Annotated in this window: 17 protein-coding genes; 9 read left to right on the top strand and 8 right to left on the bottom strand. The window is 74.0% G+C overall.

All coding sequences use genetic code 11. The features are described 5' to 3' along the window. The first annotated feature begins 110 nt into the window (after nt 1–110). The 9 genes from O2V63_RS13925 (at nt 111) to O2V63_RS13885 (ending at nt 11,898) form a co-directional block, all read left to right on the top strand. Entirely contained in the window at nt 111–587 is a 477-nt protein-coding gene (locus O2V63_RS13925; protein ID WP_036333049.1) for an NUDIX hydrolase, read from the top strand. Further along, nucleotides 584–2,863 carry a DUF6049 family protein gene (locus O2V63_RS13920; protein ID WP_269168158.1) on the top strand — a complete coding sequence of 760 codons (2,280 nt, stop codon included), beginning with the start codon at nt 584–586 and terminating at the stop codon, nt 2,861–2,863. The genes O2V63_RS13925 and O2V63_RS13920 overlap by 4 nt, the downstream gene beginning before the upstream one ends. A gap of 146 nt (nt 2,864–3,009) precedes the next feature. Then, nucleotides 3,010–4,896, top strand: a complete 1,887-nt coding sequence (gene murJ / locus O2V63_RS13915; RefSeq protein WP_269168157.1) for a murein biosynthesis integral membrane protein MurJ — start codon at nt 3,010–3,012, stop codon at nt 4,894–4,896. 70 nt (nt 4,897–4,966) lie between these two features. Further along, entirely contained in the window at nt 4,967–6,598 is a 1,632-nt protein-coding gene (locus O2V63_RS13910) for a protein kinase family protein (protein ID WP_269168156.1), read from the top strand. Between the two features lie 48 nt (nt 6,599–6,646). After that, nucleotides 6,647–7,663: a thioredoxin-disulfide reductase gene (gene trxB / locus O2V63_RS13905; RefSeq protein ID WP_269168155.1), complete on the top strand. Its 1,017-nt coding sequence runs from the start codon at nt 6,647–6,649 to the stop codon at nt 7,661–7,663. Nucleotides 7,664–7,721: 58 nt separating this feature from the next. Then, nucleotides 7,722–8,051, top strand: a complete 330-nt coding sequence (trxA, locus tag O2V63_RS13900) for a thioredoxin (RefSeq protein ID WP_269168154.1) — start codon at nt 7,722–7,724, stop codon at nt 8,049–8,051. Nucleotides 8,052–8,288: 237 nt separating this feature from the next. Continuing rightward, complete coding sequence (locus tag O2V63_RS13895) at nt 8,289–9,419, top strand: N-acetylmuramoyl-L-alanine amidase (RefSeq protein ID WP_269168153.1); 1,131 nt, start codon at nt 8,289–8,291, stop codon at nt 9,417–9,419. Nucleotides 9,420–9,454: 35 nt separating this feature from the next. Beyond that, the gene (locus O2V63_RS13890; protein ID WP_269168152.1) at nt 9,455–10,897 is read left to right on the top strand and encodes an aminotransferase-like domain-containing protein; all 1,443 of its coding nucleotides are present in this window, start codon (nt 9,455–9,457) and stop codon (nt 10,895–10,897) included. Next, nucleotides 10,894–11,898, top strand: coding sequence for a D-alanine--D-alanine ligase family protein (locus tag O2V63_RS13885; RefSeq protein WP_269168151.1), 1,005 nt, complete (start codon nt 10,894–10,896; stop codon nt 11,896–11,898). Before O2V63_RS13890 ends, O2V63_RS13885 begins: the two co-directional genes overlap by 4 nt. A 61-nt stretch (nt 11,899–11,959) precedes the next feature. Here O2V63_RS13885 and O2V63_RS13880 read toward each other — a convergent pair whose 3' ends face one another. The 8 genes from O2V63_RS13880 to rpmH all read right to left on the bottom strand — a co-directional run bounded on the left by O2V63_RS13880 (nt 11,960) and on the right by rpmH (nt 17,751). After that, a complete protein-coding gene (locus O2V63_RS13880; RefSeq protein ID WP_269168150.1) occupies nt 11,960–12,994 on the bottom strand; it encodes a ParB/RepB/Spo0J family partition protein in 1,035 nt (344 codons plus the stop codon). A gap of 67 nt (nt 12,995–13,061) precedes the next feature. Continuing rightward, the gene (locus O2V63_RS13875; RefSeq protein ID WP_331253842.1) at nt 13,062–14,177 is read right to left on the bottom strand and encodes a ParA family protein; all 1,116 of its coding nucleotides are present in this window, start codon (nt 14,175–14,177) and stop codon (nt 13,062–13,064) included. Between the two features lie 76 nt (nt 14,178–14,253). After that, complete coding sequence (gene rsmG / locus O2V63_RS13870) at nt 14,254–14,970, bottom strand: 16S rRNA (guanine(527)-N(7))-methyltransferase RsmG (RefSeq protein WP_269168148.1); 717 nt, start codon at nt 14,968–14,970, stop codon at nt 14,254–14,256. Further along, the gene (locus O2V63_RS13865) at nt 14,967–15,608 is read right to left on the bottom strand and encodes a Jag family protein (RefSeq protein ID WP_269168147.1); all 642 of its coding nucleotides are present in this window, start codon (nt 15,606–15,608) and stop codon (nt 14,967–14,969) included. The genes rsmG and O2V63_RS13865 overlap by 4 nt, the downstream gene beginning before the upstream one ends. Nucleotides 15,609–15,698: 90 nt before the next feature. After that, nucleotides 15,699–16,802 carry a membrane protein insertase YidC gene (gene yidC / locus O2V63_RS13860; protein WP_269168146.1) on the bottom strand — a complete coding sequence of 368 codons (1,104 nt, stop codon included), beginning with the start codon at nt 16,800–16,802 and terminating at the stop codon, nt 15,699–15,701. After that, nucleotides 16,795–17,223 (bottom strand): membrane protein insertion efficiency factor YidD, encoded by a 429-nt coding sequence (gene yidD / locus O2V63_RS20865; protein WP_269168145.1) that lies wholly within the window; start codon nt 17,221–17,223, stop codon nt 16,795–16,797. Before yidD ends, yidC begins: the two co-directional genes overlap by 8 nt. Beyond that, nucleotides 17,220–17,612, bottom strand: a complete 393-nt coding sequence (gene rnpA, locus O2V63_RS13850; protein ID WP_269164105.1) for a ribonuclease P protein component — start codon at nt 17,610–17,612, stop codon at nt 17,220–17,222. Before rnpA ends, yidD begins: the two co-directional genes overlap by 4 nt. 1 nt (nt 17,613) lies before the next feature. Further along, the gene (gene rpmH / locus O2V63_RS13845) at nt 17,614–17,751 is read right to left on the bottom strand and encodes a 50S ribosomal protein L34 (protein WP_036333061.1); all 138 of its coding nucleotides are present in this window, start codon (nt 17,749–17,751) and stop codon (nt 17,614–17,616) included. Nucleotides 17,752–18,111: the final 360 nt, after the last annotated feature.

The following is an 18,111-nucleotide window of genomic DNA, read 5'->3' as shown; positions in this document are numbered from 1 at the left end:
GCCGCGGGGACGGGCGGGGGTGGTGGGGTCGGGCCGGAGGGGGCGCGACGCGACGGCTCGGTTGACACGACGGTCGAGGGTAGTGCCGTGTCGCGCGCTACCCTCCTGACATGGCTGGGACGGGCGGGCGGCAGCGCCCCGGCCGCCGGCTGCGTCGGGTCGACGAGACCTCGGCGGGAGGGCTGGTGGTCGCAGATGACGAGGTCACCGGGCCGCGCGCCGCCCTGATCGGCCGAACCGACCGCCGCGGTCGTCTGCTCTGGTCGCTGCCCAAGGGGCACATCGAACAGGGCGAGACGCCGGAGGACACCGCCGTCCGCGAGGTCGCGGAGGAGACCGGCATCATCGGCCAGGTCGTCGCCCCGCTGGGCATCATCGACTTCTGGTTCGTCGCCGACGGCCGTCGCGTCCACAAGACGGTCCACCACTTCCTGCTCCGGGCCACCGGCGGCGCTCTGTCCGACGCCGACGTCGAGGTCACCGAGGTCGCCTGGGTGCCGCTGACCGAGCTCGGCGGGCGTCTGGCCTACGCCGACGAGCGTGCGCTGGTCGAGCGCGCGCCCGGCCTCCTGGCTGACAGCGCGTGACCCGGCGGGCCGCCGGCCGCGCCGGCGGCCGGCAGGTGCTGCTCGGCGCCCTCGTGACCGTCGTCAGCGGGCTGCTGGGCGCCCCGGCCGCCTCCGCCGCGCCCGGCGACGCCGGCCGCGCGACCGACTCGTCGGCCGACCGGCCCCTGGAGCTGACCCTGGACCGGCTGGAACCGCGCACCGTCACCCCCGGCGCCGCCGTCGAGGTCACCGCCACCCTGCGCAACGACAGCACCGAGACCTACGAGGACCTGTCGGTGCGGCTGCAGCGGGGTGAGGTGCTGACCTCGCGGAGCGGGCTCGCCGCCGACCTCGCCCGGCCCGGAGACCACACTGCGGCGACCACGTCCTTCCTCGAGGTGTCCTCGGACGAGCTCGAGCCGGGGGAGGAGGTCACGTTCACCTACCCCAGCACCGCCGACGCGCTGCAGCTCACCACCGACGGCGTGTACCCGCTCCTGGTCAACGTCAACGGCACCCGTGCCGACGGCATCACCGAGCGGGTGGCCGAGCTGTCCACCCACCTCGTCGTCCAGCCTGCGGTGCCGGCGACCCGGACGGGCGTGGCGTGGCTCTGGCCGATCACCGACCGCCCGCACCGGGACGCCACCGGCGCCTTCACCGACGACGCGCTCGCCGCCCAGGTGGCCGAGGGCGGCCGGCTGGACCGGGTCCTGGAGGCGGTCGAGCAGCTGCCCCGCACCACGGCTCCGACGCCGGCGGAGACCGAGCCCGTCGTGCCGGTGACCCTCGCCGTCGATCCGGCGCTGCTCGAGGAGCTGGCGGCCATGGCCGCCGGCCCCTACCTGGCGGACGGCGAGGAGGGCACGGGCACCGCCGACGCGGCCGAACTGCTGGAGCGGCTGCGCCGACTGGCCGCCGACCACGACGTGGTGGCCCTCCCGTACGCCGACGTCGACGCCGACGCACTGGTCGCGGCCGGCCGACCGGAGGCCCTCCTCCGCGCGTTGCCGGGTGAGGGCACCGCCCGTCAGCCCAGCACCGCGGACGGGGCCCTGGTCCCGGCGCCCGCGGCCGGCCCGACCGGGGAGACCGGCGCCGGGGCCGAGATCGTGGAGGAGGTGCTCGGGGTGGAGCCGCGCACCGACCTGGCCTGGCCGGCCGGTGGCACCGTGGACGAGCCCACCCTGGCCACCCTGGTCGCCGGCGGGGTCGGCACCGTGGTGCTGGCCGAGGACGGACTGACCGACGGCAGCCGAGCGGTGGGGGACGACGGCGACCCGGCCGCCGCCCGCGGCGACCTGACCACCGACGGTGGGCCGGTCACCACGCTGGTCGCCGACGGGGAACTGGCCGAGGCCGTCGAGGTCGCGACCCTCCAGCCGGGGGCGGGGCGACTCGTCGAACAGCGCTACCTGGCCGAGCTCGCGGCGCTGCACACCCAGCAGGCCGACGGCGACGGCTCGACCGTGCTCGTCGCCCCACCCCGCTGGGTCGACCCGGACCCGGGCACCGTGGCCGCGATGATGACCGACACGTACACCCAGCCGTGGCTGGTCCCGTTCTCGGTGGCCGCAACGGCCGACGGCCCGGCCGCCGACGTCGGGGAGCTGACCGGCACCGACCCGGACGTCCGGCTGCCGGCCGCGACGATGGCCGGGATCGTGGAGACCTCGCGGGTGCGGGACGACTTCGCCGCCGCCGTGGTCGGCGACGCCGACGAGGCGCTCGCCGGGTACGACGCGGCGATCGCCCGGGCGGCGTCCGCGCAGTGGCGGGGGGAGCCGGAGGTGTTCCAGTCCGTGGTCACCGACCTGCGGGGCACCGTCGCCCGGCTCCGCGAGCAGGTCACCCTCGTCTCCCCGGCCGACGGGACCTACACCCTCGCCTCCAGCGACGCGCCGCTGGTGCTCACCGTGCGCAACGACCTGCCCTTCGCCGTCGACGTGCGGCTGGACCTGCAGACCCGCAGCAACGTCGGTCTGGACACCGAGGACATCGGCGTGCAGACGCTGGAGCCGGAGTCGCTCACCACGGTCGAGGTGCCCGCCGACGTCCAGCAGTCCGGCGGGTTCGCCGTCACCGCACGGCTGACCACGCCGGCCGGTGGCCCGCTGGGCGAGCCGGTGCAGCTCCAGGTGCGGAGCACCGCGTACGGCCCGGTCACCCTGGCGATCACCCTCGGCGCCGCCGCACTGCTGGCCCTGCTCTTCCTGCGCCGGGGGGTGCGCTTCGTGCTGCGCCGCCGGCGCGGCGAGCCGGTTCCCGCCGCGGACGAGGCGGCCGGCCTGCCGCCCACCCGGAGCCCGGTGTGAGCGGCGGCCCACCGGCCGGGTCCGAGGACCAACGGACCGGGTCACCCGACGCGCGGCCCCGGACGCCCGCACCGCTGCCCCCGCCGCCGTACCGGGGGGCACAGCCTGGTCCGCCGCCCACTCCTCCCACCGCCGTCCCCGCGCCGGTGGTCGGCAACCAGCCCGAGAACCTGGCCCCGTCACTCTCCCCGCGACCCCTGCCGCCGCCACCCGCCGGCTACCCGGCGGCGCGGCCGGCGGGCGACCGGTCGGCCGACGCCGCCCGCCGGCGTGCCGTGCTGCCCCCGGTGCCGCCGCCCGCGCGACCCCGGCGCTTCGTGCCCGGCCCGGACGACACCCAGCTCATCCCGGTCATCCCAGCGGTGCCGCGCTACCTCGAGGACGAGCCGGAGGACACCGAGGTCCGCCAGGGCCGCTCCGGCGGCAGCGGCGGCATCCTGCGCGCGGCCGGGACGATGGCCGTGGCGAGCCTGGTCTCCCGGCTCACCGGCTTCCTGCGCACCGTGGTGCTCACCGCCGCGCTCGGCTTCGGGCTGGTCGGCAACGCCTACACCGTGGCCAACACGCTGCCCAACATCGTCTACGAGCTGCTGCTCGGCGGGGTGCTGACCTCGGTCGTCGTCCCGCTGCTGGTCAGCGCCCAGGAGCGGGACGCCGACGGGGGCGTGCGGTACACCCAGCGGCTGCTCACCCTGGCCACCGTCGGCCTGGCCGCGCTCACCGTCGTGGCCGTGCTCGCGGCACCGGCGCTGACCTGGCTGATGGGCATCGACGAGGACCCCGAGCAGGTGGAGCTGGCCAACTGGCTGGCCCGGATCCTGCTGGTCGAGATCGTCTTCTACGGGGTCGGCGCGCTCGCGACGGCGGTGCTCAACGCGCGTCAGGTGTTCGGTCCACCGGCCTGGGCGCCGGTGCTGAACAACATCGTGGTGATCGCCACCGGGGCGGTCTTCCTCCTGGCGGCCGGGCCGGGCGACCTGACGCCGGTCACCATCACCGCCTTCCAGGTCTGGCTGCTCGGCATCGGCACCACCCTGGGCATCGCCGTCCAGGCGTTCGTGCTGCTGCCGCTGCTGGGCCGGCACGGGGTGCCGCTGCGACCGCGGTGGGAGCTGCGGGGCACCGGGCTCGGGGAGGCCGGCACGCTCGGGCTCTGGGTGATCGGCTACGTGCTGGTCAGCCAGATCGGGGTCGTCGTCGCCAGCAACGTGGCCAACGACGCCGCCGACGCCGGCGGTCTCGGCCCCTTCGCGTTCAGCAACGCCAGCCTGCTGTTCCAGATGCCCTACGGGATCATCGGCGTCGCGCTGCTCACCGCCCTCCTCCCCCGGATGAGCCGGGCGGCCGCCCGGCGCGACATGGACGGCGTCGTCTCCGACCTCACGCTCGGCACCCGGCTCTCGGCGACCGGCCTGCTGCCGGTGACCGCCCTGCTGATGGTGCTGGGCCCCGCCGTGGGCATCGTGGCCTTCGCCCGCGGGAACGCCGACGTCGACGACGCCCGGCAGGTCGGCGTCGCCCTCGCGGTCGGTGCGTTCGGCCTGCTCCCGATGGCGGTGACGCTGCTCCAGCTGCGGGTGTTCTACGCCATGAAGGACGCCCGGACCCCGACGCTCATCCAGGTGGCGATGGTCGCCGTCCGGGTGCCGCTGCTGCTGCTCGTGCCGGTGTTGGTCGACCCGGAGCACGTCGTGGCCGGCCTGATGATCGCCACCAGCGTCACCTACGTCGCCGGCTGGGTGGTGGGCGCGATCGCCCTGGAGCGCAAGCTCGGCGTCCGGGCCAGCGCCGAGGCAGGCACCACCGTGCTCCGGATGACCGCGGTCTCGGCCGTCGCCGGGGCCCTCGGCTGGGCCGCCGTGTCGCTCGCCGGCAGGTCACTGGGCACCTCGGTACCGGGCTCGCTCGGGACGGTCGTCCTCGGTACCGTGGTCATCGGCAGCGCGGTCGTCGCGGGTGCCGTGATGGCCGGTGTCCCGGAGCTCCGGGACGCACTGGCCGGGGTCCGGGCTCGACTCGGGCGCTCACGGTGACCAGGCGGTCTCGGGCCGGAACCGGGGGCGCCGTTCCCGGCCGTGAACGAGCAGGGGGTCGGCAGCGTCCGTGACGTCGACGACAACCGGCCTGCCCGACCGCTACCGCCCGCTGGACCAGGTGGCCCCCGACGAGGAGACGCCCACCGGCGTCATCCGCACCTGGCGCGCCCGTGACCGGGTGCTCAACCGTGACGTGGCGCTGCGGGTGCACACCCCCGGCGGCCCGGCCGCGCGGGAGTGGATCAACCGCGCGCTGACCGCGGGTGGGCTGGCGACCCCCGCGCTGGCGATGGTCTACGACGCCGCAGAGGGCACCGGTCGCACCGAGCCCGGCGGCGCCGCGTACGTCGTGAACGAGTGGATCGAGGGCATCCGGCTCTCCGACCGGCTCGCCGCCGAGGGCCCGCTGTCCGAGCGCGAGGCGCGCGCGGTGGTCCGCCGGCTGGCCGAGGGAGTCGCGGAGGCCCACCGGGTGGGCCTGGCCGTCGGCGGCCTCACGCCCGAGCACGTCGTGCTGCGTCCCGGCGGCCTGGTCGGCCTGCTGTCGGTGCCGGCGGCCAGCGGCACCGAGAAGGGCGACATCACCGCCCTGGGGGCGCTGCTGGAGCTGTGCCTGACCGGCCTGTCCGGCGCCCAGCCCGCCGAGATCTCGTCGCCCGACCTCGCCGCCCTGGTGCGCCGGGCCCGCTCCACCGACCCGGCCACCGGGCTGTCGAGCGTGACCACGATGGTCTCGCTGCTCGTCGAGCGTCCGCGTACCGGCCCGCAGGAGAGCGCCCGGCCCGACGGCCTCACCGACAGCGGCTGGGTGCGCCGCCTGCGCGACCGGCGCGACCTGGCCGACGCCGACGCAGTCGAGGGCGACGACGCGGACCAGCCGGTCCGGCTGGTGCGGAACCACCTGCCCCCCGTCCCCGGGGCGTCGCTGCCCCGCCCGCTGTCCGCCGGGCCCGCGGGCTACCGGGACGTCGAGGACGACCTCGTCCTCGACGAGACCCTCGTGGCCGAGGACGACGGTGTCGCCGAGCGCGAGGCGTCGTCGTCCGCCCGGCGGCGGCTGGCCGTGATCGGGCTGCCGCTGCTGGCGCTGGCCCTCGTCGTGGCCATCGGATGGTGGTTCGGCACCAACGTGCTCTCCGTGGCGGGCAGCGTCGAGGGCGGTCCGACCGGGTCGACGCCGGAGTCCAGCACCACCGCCGCTGCCGCACCGGCACCCGGTGAGGAGCCGGCACCGGCCCCGCCGGCCGCCGGCGCCCCGGTGCCCCTCACCGGCGCCGCGGTGTTCGACCCGTTCGGCGACGGCGAGCCGGAGAACGACGACGATGTCCCGCTGTCCTTCGACGGCGACCCGAGCACCGCGTGGTCGACGCTGAACTACCGGGGCTCGGCCGACTTCGGCAACCTGAAGCCCGGCGTCGGCGTCCTGTACGACCTGGGCAGCGAGCAGCCGGTGAGCAGCGTCGCGCTGCAGACGACCCGGCCCGGGGCGACCGTGGAGGTGCGCACCGGCGGTTCACCGGACGCCGGGCTGGAGGCGTTCGACGTCGCCGCCTCTGCGGAGCTGACCGGCGAGGACGTGCTGGAGTTCGCCGAGCCGGCGACCACCCGGTACGTGCTGGTGTGGGTGACCGGCCTCGTCCCCGTCGACGAGGGCTTCAGCGCCGACCTGGCCGAGGTCAGCGTCACCGCAGCCGGCTGACGAAGGACCCGGCCGCCCCCAGGGAATGACCGCCCTAGGCTGTCCGTTGTGCCGCCTGTGACGAGCAACGACCCCACTCCCGGCCTGACGGTCCCGACCAGTGCCGCCCCGGAGATCCCTCCGGCCGAGCACGACGGGATCCGCGACCTGATCATCATCGGGTCCGGTCCCGCCGGGTACACCGCTGCCACGTACGCCGCCCGCGCGAACCTGCACCCCCTCGTGTTCGAGGGGTCCCAGTTCGGCGGTGCACTGATGACCACCACCGAGGTCGAGAACTTCCCCGGCTTCCCCGAGGGCGTCCAGGGCCCGCAGCTGATGGACGACATGCGCACCCAGGCCGAGCGCTTCGGCGCAGAGCTGGTCGCCAGGGACGTCACCGAGGTCGACCTCACGGTCGACCCGAAGATCATCAAGGTCGGCGACGAGGTGCACCGCGCGCACGCCGTCATCGTCGCCACCGGCTCCAAGTACCGCTACCTCGGGCTGGACAACGAGCAGCGACTGCTCGGCCGTGGTGTCTCCGCCTGCGCCACCTGCGACGGCTTCTTCTTCCGCGACCAGGACATCGCGGTCGTCGGCGGCGGCGACTCGGCGATGGAGGAGGCCACCTTCCTCACCCGCTTCGCCAAGTCGGTCACCGTGGTGCACCGGCGCGAGGAGCTGCGCGCGTCGAAGATCATGGTCAAGCGCGCGCAGGACAACGAGAAGATCCGCTGGGCACTGGGCAAGCAGGTCACCGAGGTGCACGGCGACACGACGGTCGAGGCGGTGGAGCTGACCGACGTGGCCACCGGCGCGACGGAGCAGCTCCCGGTCTCCGGCATGTTCGTCGCAATCGGCCACGACCCCCGCACCGAGCTCTTCGTCGGGCAGTTGAAGCTGGACGACGAGGGGTACGTGGTGGTCTCCCACCCGACGACCGACACCAGCGTCAACGGCGTCTTCGCCTGCGGCGACGTCGTCGACCACATCTACCGGCAGGCGATCACCTCGGCCGGCACCGGCGCCGCCGCGGCCATCGACGCCGAGCGCTGGCTCGCCGAGACATTCGACGAGCGCTGAACCACAGACTGCGCTGAACCACAGACTGCACCGTCCCCTCTGAGCAAGGAGCAGCACCATGGCAGGCAAGAACACCGTGACCGTCACCGACTCGAGCTTCGCGAGTGACGTCCTGGGCAGCGACAAGCCCGTGCTGGTCGACTTCTGGGCCGAGTGGTGCGGGCCGTGCAAGATGGTCGCCCCCGTGCTGGAGGAGATCGCGGCCGAGCACGCCGACAAGCTGACGATCGCCAAGCTCAACATCGACGAGAACCCGCAGATCGCCCGTGACTACCAGGTCATGTCGATCCCGACCATGACGGTCTTCCAGGGTGGCAAGCCGGTCAAGAGCATCATCGGCGCCAAGCCCAAGGGCGCCATCCTGTCGGACCTGTCCGACTACCTCTGATCCGTCGGGCCGGCCACCGGCCGACGCGGCACCGCAGCCACCGCGCTGCGGCGCGGATCGCATGGTGAGGCCCGCCCGTCCACCCGGACCGGCGGGCCTCGCCCGTCCCGGGGGACGGTCACCCGGACAGGGGTACCGGGTCACCCGGTGCACTGCCCGGTCGTGCACACCCGCCACAATCGTCCCCAGCGGCCTCGACCGGCCGTCCTGACCCGAGCGAGGAGCGACGACCTGCGCATGGACGTCCTGCGACCTGGCAGCACCGGTCCCGCCGTGGCGGAGGTGCAGGCCATGCTCCGTTCCCTCGGCCTGCTGACCGATGAGCCGGAGCGACCAGAGCGTCCGGACGACGCGGGCTACGACGCAGCGACCGAGCTCGCCGTCCGGCACTTCCAGCAGGTGCGCGGGCTCTCGGTCGACGGCCGGGTGGGCGACGAGACCTACCGGGCACTGCACGAGGCACGCTGGTCCCTGGGCGACCGGCTGCTGCGGTTCGACCCCGAGCGGCCGACCCGAGGGGACGACGTCCGCCGGCTCCAGGAGCTGCTGCTGGAGCTCGGCTACGACGCCGGCCGGGCCGACGGCATGCTGGGCGCCGACACCGAGCTGGGCCTGCGGGCGTTCCAGCGCGACTACGGGCTGACCGCCGACGGCACGTGCGGTCCGGCGACGTTGCGCGCGCTCAAGCAGCTGGGCCGCCGGGTCACCGGCGGCCGGCCGCAGCTGCTGCGGCAGAGCGCCTCGCTGGTCGACTCCGGGCCGCACCTGATCGGCCGGGTCATCGTCATCGACCCCGGCCACGGCGGGGCGGACAGCGGGTACACGGCCGGCGAGACCACCGAGGCCGACCTGGTCTTCGACCTCGCCTCCCGGATCGAGGGCCGGCTGGCCGCCGCGGGCGCCACGGTCTACCTCACCCGCGGCCGCACCGTGGACCAGACCGCAGAGGACCGCACCGCCTTCGCCAACCAGGCGCGCGCCGACCTCTTCCTCTCCCTGCACATGGAGGCCCACGGGTCGGCGCACGCCCGCGGCGTCGCCAGCTACTACTACGGCACCGGGTCCGGGGCGAGCTCCACGGTCGGCGAGGAGTTCGCCAACCTGGTGCGCCGCGAGGTCATCGCCCGCACCGGCATGCTCGACTGCGGTTCCCACCCCAAGACCTGGGACATCCTGCGCATGACGAGGATGCCCGCCGTCCGGATCGACTGCGGCTACCTCTCCCACCCGGTCGACCGGCTGCTGCTGCTGGACGCCCGGCTGCGCAGCACCGTCGCCCAGGCCGTGGTGGCCGCCGTCCAGCGGCTGTTCCTGCCCGCCGATGCCGACCCGCCGACCGGCACCTTCCTGCTGCCCGCCCGCGGCTGAACGGCCGGCAGTGAGGCGGGCATAGACTCCGAGAGGTGACCCCTCCTGTGCCCGGCCCCTCGGTCGGAACCGGTCAGGCCGGGGCGCACTCCAGCGGTGCGTCCCCGCACGTCTCCCCGCGACACCCGCGGCTGGACCCCTTGGCCGACCGGTACGCAGCACGCACCCACGGCATGAAGAGCTCGGAGATCCGGGCGCTGTTCTCCGTGGTCAGCCGGCCCGAGGTCGTCTCGCTCGCCGGGGGCATGCCCGCGGTCACCGCTCTGCCGCTGGACGCCGTCGGGTCGATGATCGGCGAGCTGGTGTCCGACATGGGCGCCCAGACCCTCCAGTACGGCTCCGGCCAGGGTGAGCCCCGGCTGCGGGAGCGGATCTGCGACGTCATGGCCCTGGAGGGCATCACCGACGCCTCGCCCAGCGAGGTGGTCGTCACCGTCGGCTCCCAGCAGGGGCTCGACCTCGTGACCCGCGTCTTCGTCGACCCCGGTGACGTCATCCTCGCCGAGGCGCCGTCCTACGTCGGGGCCCTCGGGGTCTTCCAGGCCGCCCAGGCCCAGGTCCGGCACGTCGCGATGGACGACGACGGGCTGATCCCCGAGGCGCTGGAGGAGGCCCTGCTGGAGTGCCGGGCCCGCGGTGACCGCGTGAAGTTCCTCTACACGGTGCCGAACTTCCACAACCCCGCCGGCGTCACGCTGACCGAGGTGCGCCGCGAGGCGATCATGGCGATCGCCGAGCAGTACGACCTGCTGGTCATCGAGGACAACCCGTACGGTCTGCTCGGCTTCGACAAGGAGCCGATGCGCGCGCTGCGCGCCCGTAACGAGCACCGGGTCATCTACCTGGGGTCGTTCTCGAAGACCTTCTCCCCGGGTCTGCGCGTGGGCTGGGTGCTGGCCCCGCTGGCCGTGCGGGAGAAGCTGGTGCTCGCCACCGAGGCGCAGGTCCTCTGCCCGCCCTCGCTCACCCAGTACGCGGTCGCCCGGTACCTGGACACCCAGCCCTGGCGCGAGCAGATCAAGGTCTTCACCGAGCTGTACCGCGAGCGGCGGGACGCCACGCTGGAGTCGCTCACCGCGCTCATGCCGCCGGGCACCACCTGGACCAAGCCGGAGGGCGGGTTCTACGTCTGGCTGAAGCTGCCGCACGGCCTGGACGCCAAGCTCATGCAACCGCGCGCGGTCGCCGCCCACGTCGCCTACGTGCCCGGCATCGGCTTCTACGCCGACGGTGGTGGCCGGGAGCACATGCGGTTGTCCTACTGCTACCCCGAGCCGCACCAGATCCGGGAGGGCGTGCGCCGGCTGGCCCGGGTGATCGAGGCCGAGCTGGACCTGCACTCCACCTTCGACGCCGTCGACACCGGGACGTTCCGCGCGGTGGGCCCGGCCACGGCCCGGCCGGAGGGCGGCCGGCCGACCCCGCCGCCGGTCATCGGGCCGGCGAACAACGACCAGAGCGAGGACCGTCAGCCATGACCGACCAGGCGGCCGCACCGGAAGCGGCACCCGGCGCTGCGACGACCCCGCTGCGGGCCCTGGTGCTCGCCGGTGGGCTCACCTTCGAGCGGGAGGTCAGCATCAACTCCGGCGGGCAGGTGGTCGAGGCGCTCACCCGGGCCGGGGTCGAGGCGCAGATGCACGACGCCGACGCCGAGCTGCTGCCCGGCCTGGCGGCCTCGCCGGCCGACGCGGTGTTCATCGCGCTGCACGGCGCCACCGGCGAGGACGGCGCGCTGCGGGCCGTGCTGGACCTGGCCGGCGTGCCCTACGTCGGCTCCCCGGCCGCTGCCTGCCGGCTGGCCTGGGACAAGCCGGCCGCCAAGTCGGTCGTGCGCACGGCGGGGGTCACGACGCCGGACTGGGTCGCTCTGCCGCACAGCACGTTCCGGGAACTGGGCGCCGGCGCCGTCCTGGACCTCATCGTGGCCCGGCTCGGACTCCCGCTCATGGTGAAGCCGGCCTCGGGTGGCTCCTCGCTCGGCGTGCAGAAGGTCAGCCGGGTCGAGGACCTGCCGGCCGCGATGGTCAGCTGCTTCGCCTACGGCGACACGGTGATGGTCGAGCGGTTCGTCGACGGGGTCGAGCTGGCCCTGTCGGTGATCGACCTCGGGAACGGCCCCGAGGCGCTGCCTGCGGTCGAGATCGCCCCCGAGTCCGGCGTCTTCGACTACACCTCCCGGTACACCCCCGGGATGACCGAGTACCACTCCCCGGCGCGGGTCTCCGACGAGGTCGCTGCTCGCGCGGCGGAGATGGCCCTGCGGGTGCACGAGGTGCTCGGGCTGGCCGGCCTGTCCCGCACCGACGCGATCGTCACCCCCGACGGCGCGGTGCAGTTCCTCGAGGTGAACGTCTCCCCGGGACTGACGGAGACGTCGATGTTCCCGATGGCCGTCGAGGCAGCCGGGTACGGGCTCGGCGACGTCCTCGGCCGGTTGCTCGCCCGAGCGGCGGCCGAGGGACCGATCACAGGATGAGGTCGTCGTCCGGACGGACGACCACCTCATCCGCATTACTACTGTGACGTAAGTACGGCACTCACTCCTGCTGGCTGCGACCGGTGATGTCCGGGGCCATCATCCCGACGATCCGCTGCAGGTCGTCGACCGAGCCGAACTCCACGACGATCCGGCCCTTGGCCCGGCCGATCTGCACCTTCACCTTGGTCTCGAAGACGTCCGACAGCCGGCCGGCGAGGTCCTCGACCCCGGGGGCACTGATCTTCCGGGCCGAACGGCGCGCCGCGGTGGGAGAGTCGGCGACCGCCATCGCGACGGCCTCCTCGGTCGCCCGGACGGACATGCCCTCGGCGACGATCCGGGTGGCCAGGGCGTCCTGCGCCTCCGCCTCCGGAAGACCGAGCAGGGCCCGAGCGTGCCCGGCCGAGATGACCCCCGCGGCCACCCGGGTCTGGACCTTCACCGGCAGCTTCATCAGCCGGATGGTGTTGGTGACCTGCGAGCGGCTGCGCCCGATCTTGCTGGCCAGCTCCTCGTGGGTGGCGCCGAACTCCTCGAGCAGCTGCTGGTAGGCAGCTGCCTCCTCCAGCGGGTTGAGCTGGACCCGGTGGATGTTCTCCAGCAGGGCGTCGCGCAGCATGGCGTCGTCGGTGGTGTCCCGGACGATCGCGGGCACGGTCTCCAGGCCGGCTGCCCGGGACGCACGCAGTCGGCGCTCGCCCATGATGAGCTCGTAGCGGCCGTCACCGGCCTCCCGGACCACGATCGGCTGCAGGAGCCCGAACTCGCGCACCGAGTGGGTGAGCTCCTCCAGGGCCTCGTCGTCGAAGACCTGTCGCGGCTGCTTGGGGTTCGGGACGATGTCGTCGACCGGCAGCTCGCGCAGCTGCGCACCGGGGACGCCGGCGACCTCCTCGAGCGCACGGCTCGGGAGCTCGTGCACCGACGCCGTCCGGGTGGACTGGTCCGGAGGGGTGGCCCCGGCCTGGTCGGCCGCGGTGGCGGCGACCTCGGCCGCCTCCGCGGCGCGAGCCGCCGGGGTCGCCGTGGGAGCCGGTGCACTGGTGGGGATCAGAGCCGCCAGGCCCCGCCCCAGACCGCCGCGCTTGGTCACTGGTCCTCCTCGCAGATGCCCGGTGTCCGCAGACGCGGCTCGGGGGTGGGAATGTGGCGCACCGGGGTCACGTCGCGTGCCGTCCCCGCTGGGCCGGAGCCGTCGCCGGCTCACCGAGCACCAGTGCCGCCACCGACGGCGGCCCGGCCACCGGTGGCGGCGGCCCGCCCACCGGCGGCGGGTAGACCGGCGTGGCAACCGGTGGTGGGGGAGGAGGCTGGCTGATCGGCTGAGGCGTCGACGCCGGCAGGGCCGCTCCCCGGCGGGCGAACTCCCGCGCCGCCTCCACATAGCTGGTCGAGCCACGGGATCCCGGGTCGTAGGTGAGCACCGACTGCCCGTAGCCCGGCGCCTCGCTCACCCGTACGTTCCGCGGGATGACCGCCGTGAGCACCAGGTCACCGAAGTGGTTGCGCACCTCGTCGGCCACCTGGTCGGCGAGCTTGGTACGACCGTCGTACATGGTGAGCAGGATCGTGCTCACCGAGATGCCCGGGTTCAGGTGGGCGCGCACCAGGTCGATGTTCGACAGCAGCTGGCCGAGGCCCTCCAGCGCGTAGTACTCGCACTGGATGGGGATCAGCACCTCGTCCCCGGCCACGAGCGCGTTCAGCGTGAGCAGCCCCAGGGACGGCGGGCAGTCGATGAGGACGTAGTGCGGGCGCTCCTCGGCGGGGAGCTCGTGCAGGTAGGTCTCGATGGAGCGGCGCAGCCGGTGTTCCCGAGCGACGACCGAGACGAGCTCGATCTCCGCGCCGGCGAGGTCGATCGTCGCCGGGACGCAGAAGAGGTTCGGGCTCGCGGTCGTCGGGTGGGTGACCTCGGCGAGCGTGTTGTCGCCGACCAGTGCGTCGTAGATCGAGGGGGTGCCCACGGTGTGCTCCACACCGAGAGCGGTGCTGGCGTTCCCCTGGGGGTCGAGGTCGATGACCAGCGTCCGGAGCCCGTACATGGCCAGGGCGACACCCAGGTTGACCGTCGACGTCGTCTTCCCGACGCCGCCCTTCTGGTTCGCCACCGTCACCACCCGGATCCGGCCCGGCGCCGGGAAGGGATCCTGATCAGCGGCGTGCAGCACGCGAGTGGCCCGCATCGCCTCCATGGCGATCGGGCTGTCGAAGTCGGGACCGACCGGGAGATCGGCGGCGAGGCTGTTGCGCAGGCGCTCGCCCGGGTCCGTCATCGGTGCGTCCTCCTCACCACCGTGTTCCACGTGGAACAGGGAGCGGTCGCTACGGCGAGTTCCACGTGAAACGCGCTCACCCTGCCGAGCGCCCGGACCGAGAGGTGCCAGCGCGCGTCATGAGCACCACGGTAGTGGCTGCAGCGCCGAGCTCGACACCGACTGCCCGCGTGTGCACGTCCCGCATCCCGGCAGCCTCCAACTCCGGCACCAGGTCCGGCACCTCGGCTGCCGCCCGTGCGCCGACCAGGGCGATCAGCTGGGCCCCCGGGGCCAGCAGCCCACGGCACCAGCCCACCAGTCGCGGCAGCGGCGCCACCGCCCGCGCGGTGACCACGTCCACCGGCCCGACCGCCCGGACGACCGACCGCTCCTCGGCACGCCCGCGGACCACCCGCCAGGGAGCACCCAGTTCGGTCACGACGTCCTGGAGGAACTCCACCCGACGGGCCATCGGCTCGACCAGCGTCAGCATGAGATCCGGCCGGGCCAGCCCCAGCGGCACCCCGGGGAGCCCGGCCCCACTGCCCACGTCGACCACCCGACTGCCCTGCGGCACCACCTCGGCCAGCGCAGCGCTGTTCAGCACGTGGCGGTCCCACAGCCGGGGCACCTCACGCGGCCCGATCAGCCCACGGACCACACCGTCACCAGCGAGCATCCCGACGTAGCGGACCGCCTGCTCGACAGCGGGACCGAACAGGGCGAGCGCTGCCGCCGAGGGTTCCGGAACAGGACCGGGCTGATCAGCTGCGGACGGCGGGCCCTCGGCCTGGCCCTCCTCGTCGATCACCGGTCCGGCAGGACCACGACGCGCCGGTTCGGCTCCTCGCCCTCCGACTCACTGCGCACACCGGCGGCTACGGCGATGACGTCGTGCACGACCTTCCGCTCGAACGGGTTCATCGGCGAGAGGCGCTCGGGTGCTCCGCTCTCGGCGACCCGCTCGGCCGCTGCGGACGCCAGGCTGGTCAGGTCTGCGCGCCGCTTGGCCCGGAAGCCCCCGATGTCGAGCATCAGCCGGCTGCGGACACCGGTGGACTGGGCCACCGCCAGCCGGGTCAGCTCCTGGAGCGCCTCCAGCGTGGCGCCGTCGGGCCCGATGAGGGTCTTCAGCTGGCCGCCGACGACCGCGACCGAGGCCCGGTCACCCTCGACGTCCAGGTCGATGTCACCGTCGACGTCGAGGATGTCCAGCAGCCGCTCGAGGTAGTCGCCGGCGACGTCGCCCTCGCGGACGAGCAGGCCGTCCGCGCCGTCCTCAGCGTCGTCGTCGGACTCGTCCTCGACGTCGACCGGCTCGACGACGGCGTCGGAGGACGCCGGGTCGGCGTCGGGGAGCGCGGGGTCACCGCTCCCGCCGGCCGGGGTCAGCAGGGCGTCCGAGGTCGCCTCGGACGTGGCCACGGTGTCGTTGTCGGATGCACTCACGGAGTCCTCCAGGATCGTGCAGGCGGCCGGGCGAGCCCGGTGGTCAGGTGGCGGGCACGCCGCGGGCTCGCGCCCGGGTGCCGCAGCCGGTCAGCGGCGCTTGCGTTTGCCTCGGTTGGCGGGCCCGGCCGACGACCGGCTGCCCGAGGAGCCCGTGCGGGGGCGGGCACCTCCGCCACCCGGGGGCCGGCCGTTGGCCGAGCCACCCTCTGCGGGTCCGGTCCCCTCGGCGGGGGTCGCACCGGCCGGCGGGGCGTCGGGGGTGGTGCCGTCGCCGTCCACCGTGGGGGAGGGGGCCGCGGTCGCCCCGCGGCTGCCCGACTTGGGGCGCACCGGCTTCGCGCCCGGCTTGGGGGCGAGGGCCTTCGGGTCGATCGGCGGCTTGTCGGCGGCGGCCTTGGCCAGCGCGGCCGGCGACCCGGGCGGGGGCAGCTTCTTCAGGATGTAGAACTGCTGGCCCAGGGTCCACAGGTTGTTGGTGAACCAGTAGAGGAGCACGCCGATCGGGAAGAAGAAGCCGGAGACGAAGAGGCTCAGCGGCATGCCGTAGAGCAGCAGCTTCTGCACCATCGCGGCCTGGCCCTCGACCGGGCCGGAGCGCCGCATGATCTGCTTCTGGGTGAAGAAGGTCGTCCCGCACATGATCACGATGAGCAGGAACGCGACGATCCGGATGTTGGTGTAACCGACGTCCGGCAGCCCGAGGATCGCCTGCTCTTTCGCCCCGGTCATGTTGAACGAGGCGGAGATCGGCGCGCCGAACAGCTGGGCCGAAGCCGCCTGGTTCGTGAGGGTGTCCGACCAGCTGTAGAGGCCGTCCTTGCCCGGCGCGATCCGGCGCAGCACGTGGAAGAGCGACAGGAAGATCGGGATCTGCGGCAGGATCGGCAGACAGCCGGCGAGCGGGTTGACCCCGCGCTCCTTGTTCAGCGCCATCATGGCCTGGCTGAAGCCCTGCTTGTCGCTGCCGTACTGCTTGCGGAGCTTCTGGATCTCCGGCTGGATCTCCTGCATCGCCCGCTGGCTCTTCACCTGCTTGACGAACAGGCGGAACAGCAGCACGCGGATGGTGACGACCAGGAAGACGATCGACAGCGCCCAGGTGATGCCGCTCGCCGGGTCGAGGAACGTGGAGAACAGTGCATGCCACTGCTTCATCACCCACGCGATCGCGGTGTACAGCCAGTCAAGCAACGCCAGCCTCCTGCTGCGCAGACCGGCGCGGAGCCGGCGGGGTGGCACGGTCGGGACGACGTGTGCCGTCAGCCGTCGACGCGGTCGCCGCGGACGGTGCCGGCGGCTGCGCCGCTGTGCACGACGAGTGGGTGGGCCCAGCGGTTCCTGGGCCGGGGTCGAGCGATTCACCTACGGATGGCTCGGTACCGGCCCGCCGGGGCGGGACCAGGTCGACGCCACCGGGGTGCCAGGGCGCGCACTTCGCCAGCCGGCGCACGGCCAGCCAGCTGCCCCGGCCGGCGCCGAGGACCTCGATCGCCTCGGCCGCGTAGGCGCTGCAGGTGGGCTCGAAGCGGCACCGTGGGGGGAACGCGGGGCTGATCGCCCGCTGGTAGAAGCGGACGGCGGCCAGCAACCCGCGGGCGGGCGCGATCGTCACGGTCGCCGTGCCCGGGGGCCGTGTCCGCCGAGCACCCGGTCGAGGCCGGCGTCCAGGTCGCGGCTCAGCACGGCGGAACCGGCGTCGGCCGCCTCCGGGCGGGCCCGGATGACGAGGTCCGCGGTCGCCGGGAGCCGGTCCAGGCGGTCGCCGACCAGGTGGCGGAGCTGCCGGGTGACCCGGTGCCGGCAGACGGAGTTGCCGACGGCCTTGCCGACCACGAAACCGGCCCGCGGCCCGGTCGAGGGGTCCAGCGGACCCCCGACCCGGGCGACGGGCCGTTCGGAGAGGTAGTGCACCACCAGGGTCGGCCGCCCGGCACGTCGGCCGGACCGCATGACCGCGGTGAACTCCGGCCGCCGGCGCAGGCGTGCCTGCGCAGGCAGCACCTCAGGCGGAGAGCTTGTTGCGACCCTTGCCACGGCGAGCGGCGAGGATCGCCCGCCCGGCCCGGGTGCGCATCCGCAGCCGGAAGCCGTGGGTCTTGGCCCGACGACGGGTGTTCGGCTGGAACGTGCGCTTGCTCACGAGGGACTCCCACTGCTGACGACGTCGATGCGGCGCGCACCCGGTCGGGCAGCGCACGCGCGGGGCCGGGCAGGTCGTCGGCCCCGGTGCTCCTGGGACCTGCGACCTGTCCCGGACTCCCGAGGCTGGTCTGCTGTGCGACGGGCCCGGTGATCACGCCCCACGACCTCAGGGCGCGCGCCGACTCCCGTGCACAGACTCCGACCAGCATAGCCGACACCCGACGGGTCCCGGTCTGCTGGCCGGACCGCTCATGGTGCACCGCTGATCGGGCCACCCGGCGCCGGACACGCCGCGGCCGATCAGCGTGCCGGCTGCCGTCGTCGTTGCCCGCCTGTGGACGAGGCTGTTAGCGTCGCC

Source organism: Modestobacter sp. VKM Ac-2977 (assembly GCF_026968045.1).
Lineage (GTDB): Bacteria > Actinomycetota > Actinomycetes > Mycobacteriales > Geodermatophilaceae > Modestobacter.
This window is presented reverse-complemented; position numbering and strand designations above follow the sequence as displayed.